Genomic DNA, 15,941 nt, shown 5'->3' with positions numbered 1-15,941 from the left:
TTCGCGGTGCATGGGGCCTTGTTCTTTCCGGAGAGCGGATGATCCGACCCTCGGCATTGCTCATGGTATGCCTGACGCTACTGCTGCCCAACGCGGCGGTTGCGCGTCTGGACGGGCCGCTGGAAGTGACCAAGCCGGGCAAGGTCCGCGACCTGGCCGAAATCCGCAGCAGTCGCACGTTGCGCGTGCTGGTCAACCAGAGTCGCAACAGCTCCGGTGAAGTCCAGGGCCAGTCAATTGGTGTCGAGTACCATCGCCTGCGGGCCTTCGAACACTACCTCAATGGCCGGGCCCGCGATGGCCAGGAAATCAACCTCAAGATCATTCCCAAGGCCAAGGATCAGTTGCTGGGCGCGCTGGCCCGTGGCGAAGGTGACCTGGTGGCGCCCGGTGAGCTGCTGGATGCGACGGCTGCCCACAAGATCAGCAGCAGTGACCCGATTGCCAGTGACGTGCCGCTGTGGCTGGTGGGTCTCAAGGGCCAGCGGCGGTATACCCGGTTGGAGCAACTGTCCGGGCGCACCCTGGCCCTGACCACGGGCAGCGCAGCAGGGGAGGCGGTCAACCAGATCAACCAGAAGCTGGCGCTGCGCAAGCTGCCGCCGGTCAAGGTGGAATGGGTGGACCCCAGCCTGGCGGTGGAAGATGTGCTGGAGATGGTCCAGGCCGGGATCTTCCACCTGACCATTGTCGAGCGACCGATTGCCGAGCGCTGGTCGAAGATCCTGCCCAAGTTGCGTTTCGACAAGCAAGTGGCGATCAGTGAGCCGGGTGAGGAGTACTGGTTCGTGCGCCAGGATGCGTCGATGCTGCGGGCGAGCATCGACCGCTTCCTGAAAACCTACAAGACCCCGTCAGACCAGGATGTAGCGTTCCAGCGCATCTATCGGCGCCTCTACCAAGTGCGTTACCCCTTGGCGCGGGCCGATCGCCAGCGCCTCGAAAAGCTGCGCCCGGTCTTGCAAAAACATGCCCGGGAACAGGGCATGGACTGGCTGAACCTGGCGGCCCTGGCCTTCAAGGAATCGTCCCTCAATCCCGCCGCGAAAAGTGGCAGCGGGCCCACAGGCCTGATGCAGATCACCCCGTCGGCCGCCCAGCGTGTGGGGGTCAACAATATCCAGACCCTGGACAGCAATGTGCAGGCAGGGGCGCGCTACCTGGCGCTGATTCGCCGCAAGTTCTTCGCCAGCCCCAAGCTCAACGAGCGCGAACGTATGGCGTTCGTCCTGGCCGCCTACAACATGGGCCCGGAACGGGTGCAGGGCATGCGCGCCGAGGCCAGGCGTCGGGGGTTGAACCCCAATCAGTGGTTCTTCCAGGTGGAGCGTATCGCCATGGAGCAGGTTGGAATGGGTGGCGTCAGCTATGTTAATAGCGTGAACAAGTACTACTTGGCGTTTGATCGGGAACGGGACTCTCTGGAGCCGGTGGCGACCAAGATCGTCTCACGCAAATAATCTAATTAATCGATATTGATTAGCGCTATTTTCGGCTTTTATCATTCTATAAACTGATTAATATAGCGGTCAACCAACCCCATCATCGAAAAGGATTATCTACATGAGCCCAATGATCAGAAACGTTCTGTCCACCCGTGCAGGCTTCGGCTTGACTGTCCTGCGGATTTTCGTCGGCATCATCTTTGCCGCCCACGGTTCGCAAAAACTCTTTGGCTGGTTCGGCGGTGGTGGCCTGGCGGGCACGGCGCAGTGGATGGAGAGCATCGGCCTGGCCCCAGGTACGCTGATGGCGCTGTTGTCGGGCGGCACTGAGTTCTTTGCCGGCCTGGCGCTGATCATTGGCTTGCTCGCACGCCCAGCGGCGCTGGGTCTGACGATTGTCTCGCTGGTGGCGATATTCTCGGTGCATATCAGCAACGGTTTGTTCATGGCCAACAACGGCTATGAGTTCGCCCTGGCGCTGCTGGGCGGCACGGTGGCGGTCCTGTTCGAAGGTGCTGGCAAACTGTCTGTCGATCGCGCCATCGCCAATTGATCTTGCAGCACACGTGTTAAAGGCCCGCCCGTGCGGGCCTTTTTCGTTGTAGGGGATTCTTGACACCGCCCCACCGGCTTCTCTAGGATGCTGCATGCGCCGATTTAAACAGCTAATTGCGGGGCGCCACAGGGACTCACTGCAGCCCCGACAGAAGCCTGCTCCAGGTTTCGAAATACCGCTAAAGCGCTGGTTCGGTGTTGCCTCTCACCTGCCCGCAGACTTTTGAGGCAGAGACACGACACGATGAATGCACTACGACCTCTTGTACGCCTGGCCCCGATCACTGCGGGCCTCACTCAGCGCAACCCTAAAATCCTGCTTGGCGGCAAGCACCAACCGACGTTATTGCGTTATCTGGATGGCTGGCCCCGCCGTACTGGCCGCCCTTCGGCTTTCTTGATCCAGTTTGTCGAAGACGGCGAGTCCCTGGCGCGCTTTGCCACGAACAGCTTTGACCTGGCGGTGATCCAGGCGCCCAACGCCGACGATGCCGGTGAGTTCATCCGACACCTGACCCGCGTAGCGCGTCAGGGTTTGATTACCCGCCGCTGACCGCGACGCTCAATAGAACGCTGCGGCGGGTGGATGTTGGCGGCGCCGGTGCGAGATGAGAATCCCCAGCCCCAGCAGGCTCACCATCAACGGAACAGTGACGATAGTGAGCAGGGCTACCGTGCGCTCCAACTGCCGGACGTCCTTGTAGGCTTCCTTCTTCAGGGTGTGAAGTTCCAGGCGCAAGCGCAGGCGTTCTTTGTTCAGCGCCTGCAACAGCGTATTGGAGGAAAGGGCCTGGCTTCCCAGCCTCGATAAAGGCGCGTTGAGCGTCTGCCACTCCTTTTCTGCCTGGTCCAGACGTTGCTCCAGAAGGTTGGCTTTTTTCCGGTAGGACTGCGCGGCCTCGTTGCGCATTCTGTCCAGCAACCCTGGCTGTGGCCCGTCGCTTGCGCGGGGGCTGATAGCGCTTAGTGTGTCAGGTGCCGCCAGGTTATCCAGGGTGTTGAAGACAAACCTGGCGTTGCCCGGACGCTGCGCTTGGTGTCCATTGGCAGTGCGTGCGGCCAGCCAGACGCGGTCACTGAGCAAGTCAGTGTCGGCAACTAGCACCACATGGATATTGGCGGCTTTTTGCAACGTCGCTTTCTGGCCGTTGATGCCGTCAGGAAAGGCGGAGTAGGCGGGTCCCTGTATCCGCGCGGCGATCACACTCGACCGGCCGCGCATGGCGGCTTCGCTGAGCATGGCGTCGAACCCATCCTGTTGGGCGAAGCGTGCGCCATCGAACGTATAGGCTCGCTCGGAGCTCCAGAGCAGGGGAGTAAAGGTGGTGCGGCTTTTTTTCAGGGGCATGAGCGTACCGGAATTCAATAGTGTCACCCTGTCAACGCCCCAACTGCTGATATCGCTCTGCGCCATTGATTCTTGGGTCAGGGTGAGCGCCCCAGGATGGCGTACGGGTGCTTGGCCGTTCGCCACCACTACCGGCGTTGCGTAGAGGCTGTCTGCCAATACCTGGTTCGCTGGCACCTGCACGCCCCATGCGGCGAGCAGGTTTTGCTGGCCAGGGTTCTCGGTGGTTGAGCCCGGTTCATTCAGGGGGTCAATAAACATCAGCAGCTTGCCCCCAGCCAGGACAAATTGATCAATGGCAAAAAGCGCTTGTTCCGGTAGTCGAGCGGGCTGCACCACCATCAAGGTCTTGATGTGCCCGGGGATACGCGAAATGTCGTTGCCCAGGCTCACCAGATTGAACTGAGCGCGGATTTCCTTGAGCAACTGCCAAGGCGGTGTGATTTGCTGATTGCGTTCATCCCGGCTGCCGTCCACGGTTAAGCCGCTGATCAGGCCGATTACTGGCTGTTCCTGGCGTGCGACGTTGTGGACCAAGTGGCTGATCTCATACTCCAGGAAGTTCGCCTGGGCCGGGTCGAAGCGTTCGATTTTCTGAGGTTCATGGTTGGCGCGGGTGCCGATGAGCCCGAACAGCCCCTGCGTTCTATCCAGGCCCAATGACTCGGCCTGGTACTCCTCCTCTGAAAAGGGCTCAGGGTCTATCAGGTGCAGCGTGATGTTGCCGTTTGATGCGCCTTCATAGGCTTTGAGCAGCAGCGCGATGTACGCGCCATGGCTTTTCAATGCTTCACTCTTGCGGGCGTGGCTGGCGTTGAAAAAATACACCTCCATGGGGGTTTCAAGCCCCGCGAGCAGGGCCTGCGTCGAAGGCGAAAGGGTATGGATTTTTTTCTCTGAGAGGTCCAGGCGGTAGTTGGGCAGCTTCAGTGCCCAAACCAGGTTAAAGGCAAGAAAAAGCAGGACGATGACGATCAACGTCACGCCGAAGTTCATGAGGTTCCTCATGGGGGGGTCCTTTCTCAGCTTTTCCTGAAATTTAAAGTAAGGGTGGTTGCGGTGAGGAACGCAATGATCATGCTTATGAAGTACAACGTGTCATGCAGCGTCAGAAGGCCGCTATCTATCGAGCTGAAACGCATCTGTGGATTGAGTGAAATCAAACTATCGATCAGCCAGATGGGCGCCTGATGGTCCAACATATCCAGAACTAGTGATAACGTGCTTACTGCAAATAGTAGCGCGAGTGTGATCACAAAAATAATCAGGCGGTTATAGGCCAGTACACAGATGAGGCAGGCGAATGAAAGATAAGCACCTGCCAGTAGCCAACTCCCGATGGACTGAGCCAAGATGGTCGAATTGTCCGCGATGCCCAGATAATTTATGGTAATGACCAGTGGGAAGTTTAATAAAATCGTGAGCGCACAGAGTGTCCAGGCGGCCAGGAATTTTCCCAGTGTCAGCTCCAGGGCGGAGACTGGCAGGGTGCTTGTAAAGCAAAATGCATCGTCTTTGTGCTCGTTCGCCCAAAGCAGTGTTGAAATAATAGGAATGAAAAAAAGGTAAAGCCAAGGATGGAACTGAAAAAAAGCGTGTAAGTTTTCCGGAGTTTTTTCCAGGAAGTTTCCTACAAACAAGCCGAGCACAGTGTTGGCAATCAAGAAAGTCGCGATGCTTAAGTAAGTGGTCGGGCTCGACAAGTAACTGCTTAGTTGCCGCTTGAATATCACGGGTAGACGTTTCAATTGAGTGCCTCCTGGCTCAAGTGGTGGATGACATCGCTCAGGCGCCCCGGCTCAAGGCTCAAGGTATTGATCTTCCAGCGACGGTTGGCGACCAGGGCATTGACGTGTGGATAGATGATTTGCCCCGGCATCGCGAGCACGGTCACGCTGCCGGCGCTATGCCGGTCTTCCTCTATGCCGGCCACTCCCGGGAGCACGGCCAGCGCCAGCAGGTCGAGGGGGGCATCGGCGGCCAGGGTGATTGCCTGGTAATAGTGCGAACTGCGCTGTAGCTCGCTGACAGGGGCATCGGCCAGCAATCTGCCCTCGGCCATAACCAGCGCACGTTGACAAATACACGAGAATTCTTCGGGATTGCGCGAGGCGACAATCACCGTCATGTCTTCGGCCAGGGACTGGATGAGCGTCCCGACCTTTTGCTTTTGCAAGGGGTCCAGGCCTGCTGTGGGCTCATCGAGTAACAGCAACCTGGGGTCATGCAGGATGGCTTGGGCCAGCGCCACTTTGCGTTGGTGCCCCGCAGGAAGGGTGGCGATAGGTGAGTCAAGTACTCGCCAGAGCTCTAGGCGGGTGATTGCCCGATCCACCATCTTGCGCTTTTGCAGGCCATGCAGCGCGCGAACTTCGGCGATGAAACCGAGGAAGTTCTTGACCGTCATGTTGCCGTGGCCGAGTGCCGCTTCAGGTTGATAACCTATTATTTTTTTCGCTCTTATGGGGTGGGTTGAGATATTTGTGTCATGTATTTTTATGGTGCCGGAAGTTGCCTTGATTGCGCCTGAGAGCAATTTGAGTAATGTGCTTTTGCCTGCGCCCTCATGTCCAAACAATCCCAGGCATTCCCGGGAGGTAACGCTGAACGTCAAGTTGTCGATGGCAATCGTCTGTCCTGTTTTTTTTGTTAGATTTGTTATTTCGATCATTGGGCTTTTCTACTTGGTTGTTTGCCGGGGCATGCTGAGTAGACGGGGCTCTATAAGCCAGTGTCTTCGGTTTGAGAATTGCCGAACGTTGTGGGAAAAAGTACTGATCAAGTGTTTAAGGCGCTGCTTTGTTAAAAAATGGTACGTTCAATAGGGGCGTTTGGAAACGCTGAGTCGCTGGAATAAGGTAAGTCCTACATGTGCCTCAATCACTCGCTGAAACAATTGTGTTGTTCTTGGTGATATGTTGATTTTGATTTCATAGATGGCGTGTATATGAAGTACTACCGTAAAGGAGTCCGATACTCATGATGCTTCTGCGTACTCTTGTTCTTGAACATTCTGGTCATGATTCCCCGGTTAACGGTGCATTGCTCTGTTGCTTTGCGGTACCGCAAATCGCTGCGAACTTTCTCGTCTATAGCCTGGACGAAGAGGTCGAGCCTGGGAGTTCGCGGGTCTATATCGCCGCACTGCGCAGAAAGGCCGAGCGGTATTTTCTAGGAGGGATCGAGTCCAAGGAGAACCTGCAACTGGCGATGAGCGTGCTCAAGCAGATCATCACCCTGGCCACCGCATCCGGGGTCAAGGATGGCAATTGCTCGGCGTCGCAGGTGGCGTATCACTTCATTGACTTGAAGGGCAGCAAGCTACCGACGGCGAGGCCTGAGGATCACCACTCGCTGATGATCAAGAAGGTATTGGTGATGAAGGTCATCACCCTGGGGACTTCAGTCATTGGCCTGCCTGCGATCGAGAGCGCCGAGTTGATTGTGCCGTCCATTCGTTTCTCGTCAAAAATGGTGTCGCCGCCCAATCCGGCAAATCGTAATGAGGCTGTGACGCAGGAGCCGGACGATGAACCGGCCGTAGTTCTGCCGGCGTTAATCCCTGAGGAGCCATTACCTACTCCGACGAAGGCGCCGCAGCCCGAGGAGCCGGCTCCGCGAGTGCAGGAGCCTGTGGCACCTTCCGAAGTCGTCCCGCCATCCGTGGTGCCGGATCAGGCGACCCTGCATGAGGTGGATACCACACTGACCAATCTTGCCCGGGTGGCGCAAGAGTTGACGCAACAGAAGCGTGCGGCGTTTGAGCAGCAGGAGGAACTTGAGCAGCAGAGAAGCCAGTTGCTACGGGAAAAAAATGCATTGGCGCAGGCCAATCAACAGTTGGCGGCGCTGGAAACTGACTTGCAGCAAAGAACCCTGGCGTTGAAGGGGCGTGAAGAGCACCAGGCGCAGGTGCAGCAGGCAGAACAACGCCGTCTGGAGGGCTGGGCACGTCAGATCGAAGATGAGTCGTTCAGGCTGCAGGCGCTGGACCGTGCAACCCAGCAACAGGCTGAGCAACTGGCGAGCAGCATGGGGCAGTTATCGGGCCTGAGGGGCGATCTGCAGGCGGTGTTGAATCGCCTGGACGCCACCTTGTTTCCCGAGCAAAAGGTCGAGGTGCAGCGCGGCGTGGATGCAGGCAGTTTGCCTAGTCCCGGTTGACCCTGGGAATCAGGCCTGGCTACTTTCTGGCGTTCATTTATTATCAAGGCCGACCAGTTGCCGTCAGGCAGCCAGTGCATATTTGGTGGGTGTAGCGCTGGTTTGAACCAATGGAAGTTTGCGGGGGATGTGACGCTTTTGAGTACCAAGCTGATTACCAAAGAAGGTCATGAAGCGCTGAAGAAGGAGCTTGATTACCTGTGGCGAGAAAAGCGTCCTGATACCACGCGCAAAGTGACTTGGGCAGCTTCCCTGGGAGACCGCAGCGAGAACGCCGACTACCAGTACAACAAGAAGCTGCTGCGCGAAATCGATCGTCGGGTGCGTTATTTGCGCAAACGCCTGGAAGATATGCGCGTGGTGGAATACATGCCCGAGCAGGAGGGCAAGGTGTTCTTCGGGGCTTGGGTGGATATCGAAAACGAGCAGGGGGAGACCAAGCGTTTTCGAATCGTGGGCTATGACGAGATTTATGAGCGCATGGACTACATTTCCATCGACTCACCCATGGCCAGGGCATTGCTGCGCAAAGAGGTGGACGATGAAGCCATTGTGCAGACGCCAGGCGGTGAAGTGTGCTGGTGGATCACCGGCATCGAGTACATCAAGTAGCAGTCGGCTTGCTGGCGATGGCGCCTGTAGTAAGGCCGGCTCCCAGGGGGAGCCGGCTTTTTTTGTTTCAACCTTCGCGCAATACCGCCAGCGGGCTGGCGTTCAACGCCCGACGCGTACCGAATACCCCGGCACCACCGATCAACACGGCACCAATCACCGGAAGCACCAGCAACCACGGATGGGGGTGCCAGACCAGGTCGAAGGCATAGCGATACAGGACCAGCGTCACCAGTTCGGTACCCAGCGCCGCCAGCAGTCCGCTGACCGCACCCAGTAGCCCGAACTCGATGCGCCGGGCCTTGACCAGCAACTTGCGTTCCGCCCCCAGGGCGCGCAACAAGGCGCCTTGGCGGATACGTTCGTCCAGGGTGGCCTGAAGGCCCGAGAACAGCACCGCCATGCCAGCCGCCAGGACAAACAGCAGCACGTACTCCACAGCCAGCGTGACCTGGGCCAGGATGCTGCGCAATTGGGCCAGCAGCGCCTCGACCTGCAGGATGGTCACTGCTGGAAAGGCTCGGGACAGATCGACGATCTGCTGGTCATGGCCGGCGGCCAGATAAAAGCTGGTCAGGTAGGTGGCCGGCAGGTCCTTGAGGGTGCCCGGTTGGAAGATCATGAAGAAGTTGGGTTGGAAGTTGTCCCAGTTGATCTCCCGCAGGCTGGTGACCCGGGCCTCACGGTTTTCCCCGCCAACGGTGAAGATCAGGTGGTCGTTGAGCTTGAGCTTGAGGCTGTCGGCGACCTTGGCCTCGACCGACACGCCTGGTATGGCATCGCCCGGCTGATCAGACCACCAGGTGCCTGATGTGAGGGTGTTGCCTGGGGGCAGGTTGGCGGCCCAGGTCAGGCTCAGGTCCCGTTGTATCGCACGATCGCCACTGGAGTCCTTGCTGACAATTTCCTGCACCGGCTCGCCGTTGATGCTGATCAGGCGTCCCGGTACCACGGGATACAAGGGCGCTGCCTGCGCCTGTAGTTCAAGCAGGCGGGCACCGAAGGCGTCCTTGTCGGCCGGGAGGATGTTGAGGGCGAAATAGTTGGGAGCATCCTTTGGCAACTGGTTCTGCCAGGTGTCCAGCAACTCGCCACGCAGCAAGGCGATCAAACCCATCGATAGCAGGATCAGGCCAAACGCCAGGGACTGGCCCGCCGCGGCCAATGGGTGGCGTAACAACTGGCCCAGCCCCAGGCGCCAGGGCAGGGAGGCGCGTGCCAGCAGGCGGCGCAGGCTTTGCAACAACAGCAGGAGCAGGCCCCCGAGGATCAACGCGGCGATAACCCCACCGCCCAGTAGGGCGAAGGTCAGCACCAGGTCCAGGCTCAGGCGCCACATGATCAGGCCCAGGGCAAACAACGCGGCGCCATACACCATCCAGGTACTGGAGGGGATCGGCAGCAAGTCGCGCCGCAATACCCGCAGCGGCGGCACTCGGCCCAGGGCCGCCAGAGGGGGCAGGGCAAAACCGGCCAGGGCCACCAGCCCGGTACCGATGCCGGCTACGGCGGGTAGCAGCCCACCCGGCGGTACGTCTGCCGGCAGCAGGTCGTGCAGCAGGTAAAACAGCCCCAATTGTGCGAGCCAGCCCAATGCCGCGCCGGCAAGGCTGGCCAGCAAGCCCAGGACAGTCAGCTGCAGGCTGAACAACAGCATGGTTTCCCGGCGCGACAGGCCCAGGCAGCGCAACAGTGCGCTGGCGTCGAAGCGGCGGCTGGCAAAGCGGTTCGCCGACAGCGCCACGGCCACCCCGGACAGCAGCACGGCAACCAGGCTGGCCATGTTCAGGTAGCGCTCGGCCTTGCCCAACGCACCACCGATCTGCTGGTTGCCGTCCCGTGCGTCCTGCAGGCGCTGGTTGGCGGCCAGCCCCGGCGTTATCTGGTCGCGATAGGTCTGCAGGGCGGTACTGGCTGGTGGCGCACGCCACAGCTCGCGGTAGCTGACCCTGCTGCCCGGCTGGACTACGCCGGTGGCCTCAAGGTCAGCCAGGTTGATCATCACCCGAGGGGTGAGGCTATAGAAGTTGCCCGCCCGATCCGGCTCATAGGTGAGGACGCGCGCCAGGCGCAGGGTTTTCATGCCCACGTCGATGCTGTCGCCGACTTTCAGGTCCAGTGCTGTCAGCAGACGTGCCTCGACCCAGGCTTCACCGGCTTTCGGCCTGCCGCCCGGGGTTTCTTCGGCGAACGGTTCGGCCGCGCTTTTCAGTTGGCCGCGTAGCGGGTACTGCTCGTTGACTGCCTTGATGCTCGACAGCTGAATGCCGTTGTCGGTGGCGATGACGCTGGAAAACTCCACCACCCTGGCGTGCGTCAGGCCCAGTTGCGTGCCGCTGGTGACCTGCTCGGAACGGGCAGGGGAGCTGCCCTCCAGCACCAGGTCGGCGCCGAGGAACTCGGTGGCGCGCAGTAGCATCGCGCCGTTGAGCCGCGCCCCGAAATAACCGATGGCGGTGCTGGCGGCCACGGCCACCAGCAGGGCGAAGAACAACACGCGCAATTCACCGGCGCGGGCATCGCGCAATAACTGGCGTAGGGCAAGGCTGAACAGGCGCAACAGCGGCAAACGTGCCATCAAGGCTCCAGGGGCTCGACCATCAGGCCGGCTTCAAGGCGGATCAGGCGTCGGCAGCGATGGGCCAGGCGCTCGTCGTGGGTCACCAGCACCAGGGTGGTACCGTTTTCTTTATTGAGTTCAAACAGCAGGTCGCTGATGCGCTCGCCGGTGTGGCTGTCGAGGTTGCCGGTGGGTTCATCGGCAAACAGCACGTCCGGCTCGGCCGCGAACGCCCGGGCAATCGCCACGCGTTGCTGCTCGCCGCCGGAGAGCTGGCGGGGTGAATGGGTCAGGCGCTGGCCCAGGCCGACACGTTCGAGCAAGTGCCTGGCGCGCTCGCGGGCGTCTTTGCGCCCGTCCAGCTCCAGGGGCAGCATGACGTTTTCCAGGGCATTGAGGCTGTCGAGCAACTGGAACGACTGGAACACAAAGCCGACGTGTTCAGCGCGGATACGTGCCCGTTGATCCTCGTCCAGGACGCTCAGGGCCTGGCCGGCGAGGGTCACTTCACCGCTGCTGGGCAGGTCGAGCCCGGCCAGCAGGCCAAGGAGCGTGGATTTTCCGGAACCGGAGCTGCCGACAATAGCCAGGCTATCGCCCTTGTTCAGTTCCAGGCTCAGTTCGTGCAGGATGGTCAGTTCACCTTCCGCGCTGGGAACCACTTTGCTAAGGTTCTGCGCGGTGAGAATGCATGCGCCCATGGAGAATCCGATGCGAATATGGTTTTTGAGTGCTGGCCTGGCCCTGATGTGCATGGCCCAGAACGCAGCGGCGGGTACTGTCCTGATCGTTGGCGATAGTATCAGTGCCGGTTTCGGCCTGGATACCAGCAAAGGGTGGGTCGCACTGCTGGAGCAACGCCTCAAGAAGGAGGGTTTCGCCGATAAAGTGGTCAACGCCTCCATCAGCGGCGACACCAGTGCCGGAGGCTTGGCGCGGCTGCCGGCGGCGCTTGCAGAGCATAAGCCCGACGTGGTGGTTATCGAGTTGGGGGGGAACGACGGCTTGCGTGGGCAGCCGCCTGCGCAATTGCAACAAAATCTTGCGTCGATGATTGACCAGTCCAAGGCCGGTGGCGCCAAGGTGTTGCTGCTGGGGATGCAGTTGCCGCCCAATTATGGCCCGCGATATACCACTGCGTTTGCCCAAGTCTATGGTGCGCTGGCCAAGGAAAAAAACGTTCCGCTGGTGCCGTTTTTCCTTGAGGGCGTGGGCGGTCATCCGGACATGATGCAGGCCGATCAACTGCACCCGGCAGTCGGTGCCCAGGCCAAGTTGCTGGAAAATGTCTGGCCGACGCTAAAACCGCTGTTATGACGCTTTTCTAGCAGCGGTCTTTCGGCTAAGGTGGCGCCCCCGATTTGGAGCCCCCGATGTCGTCGCGTCCTGCCTGGTCCTTGTTTGCCTACCAACTGATCGAGCCCGACGAGCAGCTGGATCTGTTCGCCTGCCAGGAAGTGAAGGTGCATCTGGTGACGCGCCAGTTGGAGCTGGGCGGTACCATCGATCGCACGCTCTGCGGCACATTGCTGCCGGCCCAGCCACGCTGGTCTTCGGTGGATCGTTCGATCTTCCAGGACCAGCGCCTCTGCCCCTTGTGCCGGGCGATTCTCGAATCGCAAAAGCGGGGTACGCCGCCTATCTGGCCTGAACTGCGCTTCGAGCTTTAAGGGCAGGTACACGCTACAATCGCCATTTTACCCCCGTCGATCTGCGAAGGATTTTCCGGATGTTGTCGCGCCTGCCTGTCGTCACCCGCTGCCTGTCTCTCGCTGCCTTGTGTGCAGCCGGTCCTGTTGCGGCCCTGCAACTGCCCCTGCCACCACCGGGTGAAGACATTGTCGGCCAGGTCCAGGTGATCAAGGCCAAGTACGAAGACACCTTTGCCGACCTGGGGGTGACTTATGACCTGGGCTATTCGGAGATGGTCGCGGCCAATCCCGGCGTCGATGCCTGGTTGCCGGGTGCCGGGGCCGAGATTGTGCTGCCGACCCGTTTCATTTTGCCGCCGGGTCCCCGGGAGGGCATCGTGATCAACCTGGCCGAGTACCGTCTTTACTACTACCCCAAGGGCCAGGACGTGGTGTACACCTTCCCGCTTGGAATCGGTCGTGAAGGCTGGGGCTCGCCGATTGCCCATACCAGCATCATCGCCAAGACTCCCAATCCGACCTGGACCCCGCCAGCGTCAATCAAGGCCGAGCACGCTGCCGACGGCGACCCGTTGCCCAACGTGGTGCCGGCAGGTCCCGACAACCCCCTGGGGCCGTTCAAGTTCACCCTGGGCACGCCGGGCTACCTGATTCATGGTTCCAACAAGAAGTTCGGCATTGGTACCCGTACCAGCCATGGATGCTTCCGGATGTTCAACAACAACGTGCTGGAGATGGCCAAGATGGTCCCGGTGGGCACGCCTGTGCGAATCATCAATGATGCCTACAAGTTCGGCATCAGCGGCGGCAAGGTCTATCTGGAAGCCCATGCGCCATTGAACGACGATGGCACGCCGTCGGTGGTCGACAAGCACACGGCAGTCATCAATGCGATGCTCAAGCGCGAAGACCTGGCCAACAACCTGCGGGTCAACTGGGATGAAGTGCGTGATGTCGTCGCGGCCGAAGATGGCTTGCCGGCGCAGATCGGCGAGCCGGGAGCGGCGCCGATGGTCACCAGCATGCCGGTCGATTTGCAGCAGTAACACCTGCCGTCAATCGAAGCCCGCCATGGATTGCTCCTGGCGGGCTTTTTATTGCCTTGGATCCATAGCTGAATCCCAGGCAATAAAAAGCCGATCCAAAAATGGATCGGCTTGATAACAACCCCGAAGGATTATTACTTGCGGCTAGCTTTTTCAAGCATACGCAGAGCGCGCTCGTTAGCTTCGTCAGCAGTCTGTTGTGCTTTTTGAGCAGCAGCCAGAGCTTCATCAGCTTTACGGTAGGCTTCGTCTGCACGGGCCTGGGAGCGAGCTGCTGCGTCTTCAGTTGCAGTCAGACGAGCTTCGGTTTCTTTGGAGACGCTGCTGCAACCGGTAGCCAGAACTGCGGCCAGAGCCAGAGCAGAGAATTTCAGAACGTTGTTCATCGTGTTCCCCTTCAAGGACTTTCTATTTAATGGCTACTATCTCAGAGTGAGCTAATAGCCGGCGTACATACTACCCATTACTTGTAGTAAGTAAACTGACGTAGCGCAAGAAGCAAAAAAAATTCTTGTGCCGAATCTATTTTGGCTAATCTTTAGCGAGTTTGTATAAAAAATATCCAGTTTTTGCTGCGCAGGCAAACATTGGATCCAGGCTGAAAGCACCGCCTGGCAAGTGTTAAACGTTGTAAGCCGATGTCAATTTATATATCTGCGCAAATACTATTGTTCAGATTGCCCGGGCGCTGACGGGCATCTTTCGCGCATGTAGAGGTGACTTTAAAAGCGTCGGTTCGTCTCAAGCTTCAACTGCCGGCAATGTTCAGGCTATCGACCATCGGATGTTCGATCAGCCCTTTCTATGTCCGCCAGCCTGATGGATGACGAGCGTCCCTTGAGCAATGACAGGATTGGTGCCTACTATTCCTTGGTGCGGGGCGTGAGTGCTGTAGGGCTTTTCTCGTTGTCGAAACCGGCACGGGGTGGCGTAGATGTTCCTTCGCCGGAAAAACATCGGTAAGGTAGGGGTCAGAAACCAAGACCCGCGAGGAGTAGTGATGAGCGAGGCGTTGTCCATCCACCATGACCAGGCTGGTCATCAGTTCGAGACCAATGTGGACGGTCATCGTGCCTATCTGACCTACATGGACCTGGGGAAACAGACCCTGGATATCTACCGCACGTTTGTGCCCAATGCCCTGCGTGGGCGCGGCATTGCTGCTGCGCTGACCGAAGAGGCGCTGCAATACGCCGAGAGCATGGGTTATACGGTGATCCCGTCCTGTTCCTATGTGGAGCGCTACATGGAGCGCCACCAGCGCCATGCCGCGAAGCTGTGAAAGCAAATTTGCGCACATAAAAAAACGCCGGGCTTAGCCCGGCGTTTTTGTGTGCGTCAGGTACGTTTGCGCTTGGGCAATACGTCCTTGAGCTTGGCGTGCATGCTGCGCAGGGTGGTCTCGGTGGCAGACCAGTCGATGCAGGCATCGGTGATCGACACGCCGTATTGCAGGTCGGCCAGATCTTTTGGAATCGCCTGGCAACCCCAGTTCAGGTGACTCTCGACCATCAGGCCGATAATCGACTGGTTGCCTTCCAGGATCTGGTTGGCCACGTTCTCCATCACCAGCGGTTGCAGTGCCGGATCTTTATTGGAATTGGCGTGACTGCAATCAACCATGATGTTTGGCTTGATCTTCGCCTTGGTCAGCGCCTGTTCGCACAAGGCCACGCTGACCGAATCGTAGTTGGGCTTGCCATTACCGCCACGCAGTACTACGTGGCCATAGGCGTTGCCCTTGGTGGTGACGATGGACACGCCACCTTCCTGGTTGATCCCCAGGAAACGATGCGGGCTGGAAACCGACTGCAAGGCGTTGATCGCCACGGTCAGGCCGCCATCGGTACCGTTCTTGAAACCCACGGCCGAGGACAGGCCGGAGGCCATTTCGCGGTGGGTTTGCGATTCGGTGGTACGTGCACCGATCGCCGACCAGCTGATCAGGTCTTGCAAGTACTGCGGGGAAATCGGGTCCAGGGCTTCGGTGGCCGTGGGCAGGCCCATTTCAGCCAGGTCCAGCAGCAACTTGCGGCCGATATGCAAGCCGTCCTGAATCTTGAACGAGTCGTCCAGGTACGGATCGTTGATCAGGCCTTTCCAGCCGACGGTAGTACGCGGCTTCTCGAAATACACGCGCATCACTAGGTACAGGGTGTCGGACACTTCCGCAGCCAGCACCTTGAGGCGTTCGGCGTACTCATGGGCAGCCTTGAGGTCGTGGATCGAGCAAGGGCCGATCACCACGAACAGGCGGTGGTCAGTGCCGTCGAGGATGTCACGAATGACTTCGCGGCCCTTGGTGACAGTCTGCAGGGCAGCGTCGCTCAAAGGGATTTCGCGCTTGAGCTGATCGGGCGTGATCAGGGTCTCGTTGGATTCGACGTTTAGGTCGTTGATCGGTAAATCAGCCATCGTGTTACTCGTCAGGGTCACGGGTGCCGGCCGCCAGCGAACCCCGTGCGGCGGAGCACAGCATGATTTAAATGCAGCGGGGAGCCGAACCTTAGCGCGTACAAGCCTGCTCGACAATGGGCAATTGCGCGTGTTGTCGTGTGG

At 59.2% G+C, this 15,941-nt stretch carries 16 protein-coding genes; 9 read left to right on the top strand and 7 right to left on the bottom strand.

The annotated features are described in order from the left end of the window. Positions 1 to 38: 38 nt before the first annotated feature. The 3 genes from HKK57_RS00590 to HKK57_RS00580 all read left to right on the top strand — a co-directional run bounded on the left by HKK57_RS00590 (position 39) and on the right by HKK57_RS00580 (position 2,553). Positions 39 to 1,460, top strand: a complete 1,422-nt coding sequence (locus HKK57_RS00590; protein WP_169389619.1) for a transglycosylase SLT domain-containing protein — start codon at positions 39 to 41, stop codon at positions 1,458 to 1,460. 103 nt (positions 1,461 to 1,563) lie between these two features. Further along, positions 1,564 to 1,998 (top strand): DoxX family protein, encoded by a 435-nt coding sequence (locus tag HKK57_RS00585; RefSeq protein WP_029297954.1) that lies wholly within the window; start codon positions 1,564 to 1,566, stop codon positions 1,996 to 1,998. A gap of 246 nt (positions 1,999 to 2,244) precedes the next feature. Further along, complete coding sequence (locus tag HKK57_RS00580; protein WP_029297956.1) at positions 2,245 to 2,553, top strand: hypothetical protein; 309 nt, start codon at positions 2,245 to 2,247, stop codon at positions 2,551 to 2,553. Between the two features lie 9 nt (positions 2,554 to 2,562). On the opposite strand, the gene HKK57_RS00575 is transcribed toward HKK57_RS00580, so the two are convergent. The 3 genes from HKK57_RS00575 to HKK57_RS00565 are packed head-to-tail and all read right to left on the bottom strand — an operon-like array spanning position 2,563 to position 6,019. Then, positions 2,563 to 4,356 carry a Gldg family protein gene (locus tag HKK57_RS00575; protein ID WP_169389618.1) on the bottom strand — a complete coding sequence of 598 codons (1,794 nt, stop codon included), beginning with the start codon at positions 4,354 to 4,356 and terminating at the stop codon, positions 2,563 to 2,565. Between the two features lie 14 nt (positions 4,357 to 4,370). Continuing rightward, positions 4,371 to 5,096 carry an ABC transporter permease gene (locus HKK57_RS00570; protein ID WP_029297960.1) on the bottom strand — a complete coding sequence of 242 codons (726 nt, stop codon included), beginning with the start codon at positions 5,094 to 5,096 and terminating at the stop codon, positions 4,371 to 4,373. Further along, entirely contained in the window at positions 5,093 to 6,019 is a 927-nt protein-coding gene (locus tag HKK57_RS00565) for an ABC transporter ATP-binding protein (RefSeq protein ID WP_169389617.1), read from the bottom strand. Before HKK57_RS00565 ends, HKK57_RS00570 begins: the two co-directional genes overlap by 4 nt. A 308-nt stretch (positions 6,020 to 6,327) precedes the next feature. Between HKK57_RS00565 and HKK57_RS00560 the strand changes: the two genes are divergently transcribed. Both HKK57_RS00560 and greB read left to right on the top strand, forming a co-directional pair. Beyond that, positions 6,328 to 7,512, top strand: a complete 1,185-nt coding sequence (locus HKK57_RS00560) for a hypothetical protein (protein ID WP_169389616.1) — start codon at positions 6,328 to 6,330, stop codon at positions 7,510 to 7,512. A gap of 138 nt (positions 7,513 to 7,650) precedes the next feature. Then, positions 7,651 to 8,124: a transcription elongation factor GreB gene (greB, locus tag HKK57_RS00555; RefSeq protein ID WP_029297967.1), complete on the top strand. Its 474-nt coding sequence runs from the start codon at positions 7,651 to 7,653 to the stop codon at positions 8,122 to 8,124. 67 nt (positions 8,125 to 8,191) lie between these two features. Here the strand turns inward: greB and HKK57_RS00550 are convergent, their stop codons facing one another. Then, a complete protein-coding gene (locus HKK57_RS00550) occupies positions 8,192 to 10,702 on the bottom strand; it encodes an ABC transporter permease (protein ID WP_169389615.1) in 2,511 nt (836 codons plus the stop codon). Next, positions 10,702 to 11,385, bottom strand: a complete 684-nt coding sequence (locus tag HKK57_RS00545; RefSeq protein ID WP_029297972.1) for an ABC transporter ATP-binding protein — start codon at positions 11,383 to 11,385, stop codon at positions 10,702 to 10,704. Before HKK57_RS00545 ends, HKK57_RS00550 begins: the two co-directional genes overlap by 1 nt. A 10-nt stretch (positions 11,386 to 11,395) precedes the next feature. Here HKK57_RS00545 and HKK57_RS00540 point away from each other — a divergent pair, with 10 nt between their 5' ends. The 3 genes from HKK57_RS00540 to HKK57_RS00530 are packed head-to-tail and all read left to right on the top strand — an operon-like array spanning position 11,396 to position 13,382. Beyond that, on the top strand, positions 11,396 to 12,001 hold the full coding sequence (locus HKK57_RS00540) for an arylesterase (protein ID WP_070995449.1): 606 nt from the start codon (positions 11,396 to 11,398) through the stop codon (positions 11,999 to 12,001). Positions 12,002 to 12,057: 56 nt separating this feature from the next. Then, positions 12,058 to 12,354 carry a hypothetical protein gene (locus HKK57_RS00535; protein WP_029297976.1) on the top strand — a complete coding sequence of 99 codons (297 nt, stop codon included), beginning with the start codon at positions 12,058 to 12,060 and terminating at the stop codon, positions 12,352 to 12,354. 59 nt (positions 12,355 to 12,413) lie between these two features. Continuing rightward, positions 12,414 to 13,382, top strand: a complete 969-nt coding sequence (locus HKK57_RS00530) for a L,D-transpeptidase family protein (RefSeq protein ID WP_029297978.1) — start codon at positions 12,414 to 12,416, stop codon at positions 13,380 to 13,382. Positions 13,383 to 13,516: 134 nt separating this feature from the next. Here HKK57_RS00530 and oprI read toward each other — a convergent pair whose 3' ends face one another. After that, the gene (gene oprI, locus HKK57_RS00525; RefSeq protein WP_003172710.1) at positions 13,517 to 13,768 is read right to left on the bottom strand and encodes an outer membrane lipoprotei OprI; all 252 of its coding nucleotides are present in this window, start codon (positions 13,766 to 13,768) and stop codon (positions 13,517 to 13,519) included. Between the two features lie 614 nt (positions 13,769 to 14,382). Between oprI and HKK57_RS00520 the strand changes: the two genes are divergently transcribed. Then, positions 14,383 to 14,664, top strand: coding sequence for a GNAT family N-acetyltransferase (locus tag HKK57_RS00520; protein WP_029297992.1), 282 nt, complete (start codon positions 14,383 to 14,385; stop codon positions 14,662 to 14,664). A gap of 56 nt (positions 14,665 to 14,720) precedes the next feature. Here HKK57_RS00520 and HKK57_RS00515 read toward each other — a convergent pair whose 3' ends face one another. Continuing rightward, entirely contained in the window at positions 14,721 to 15,797 is a 1,077-nt protein-coding gene (locus HKK57_RS00515) for a 3-deoxy-7-phosphoheptulonate synthase (protein WP_029297994.1), read from the bottom strand. Positions 15,798 to 15,941: the final 144 nt, after the last annotated feature.

The sequence above is a fragment of the Pseudomonas sp. ADAK21 genome (assembly GCF_012935735.1).
In the GTDB taxonomy this organism is placed as follows: Bacteria; Pseudomonadota; Gammaproteobacteria; order Pseudomonadales; family Pseudomonadaceae; genus Aquipseudomonas; species Aquipseudomonas proteolytica.
The sequence above is the reverse complement of the archived record's forward strand: the minus strand, read 5'-3'. Positions and strand labels throughout refer to the sequence as shown.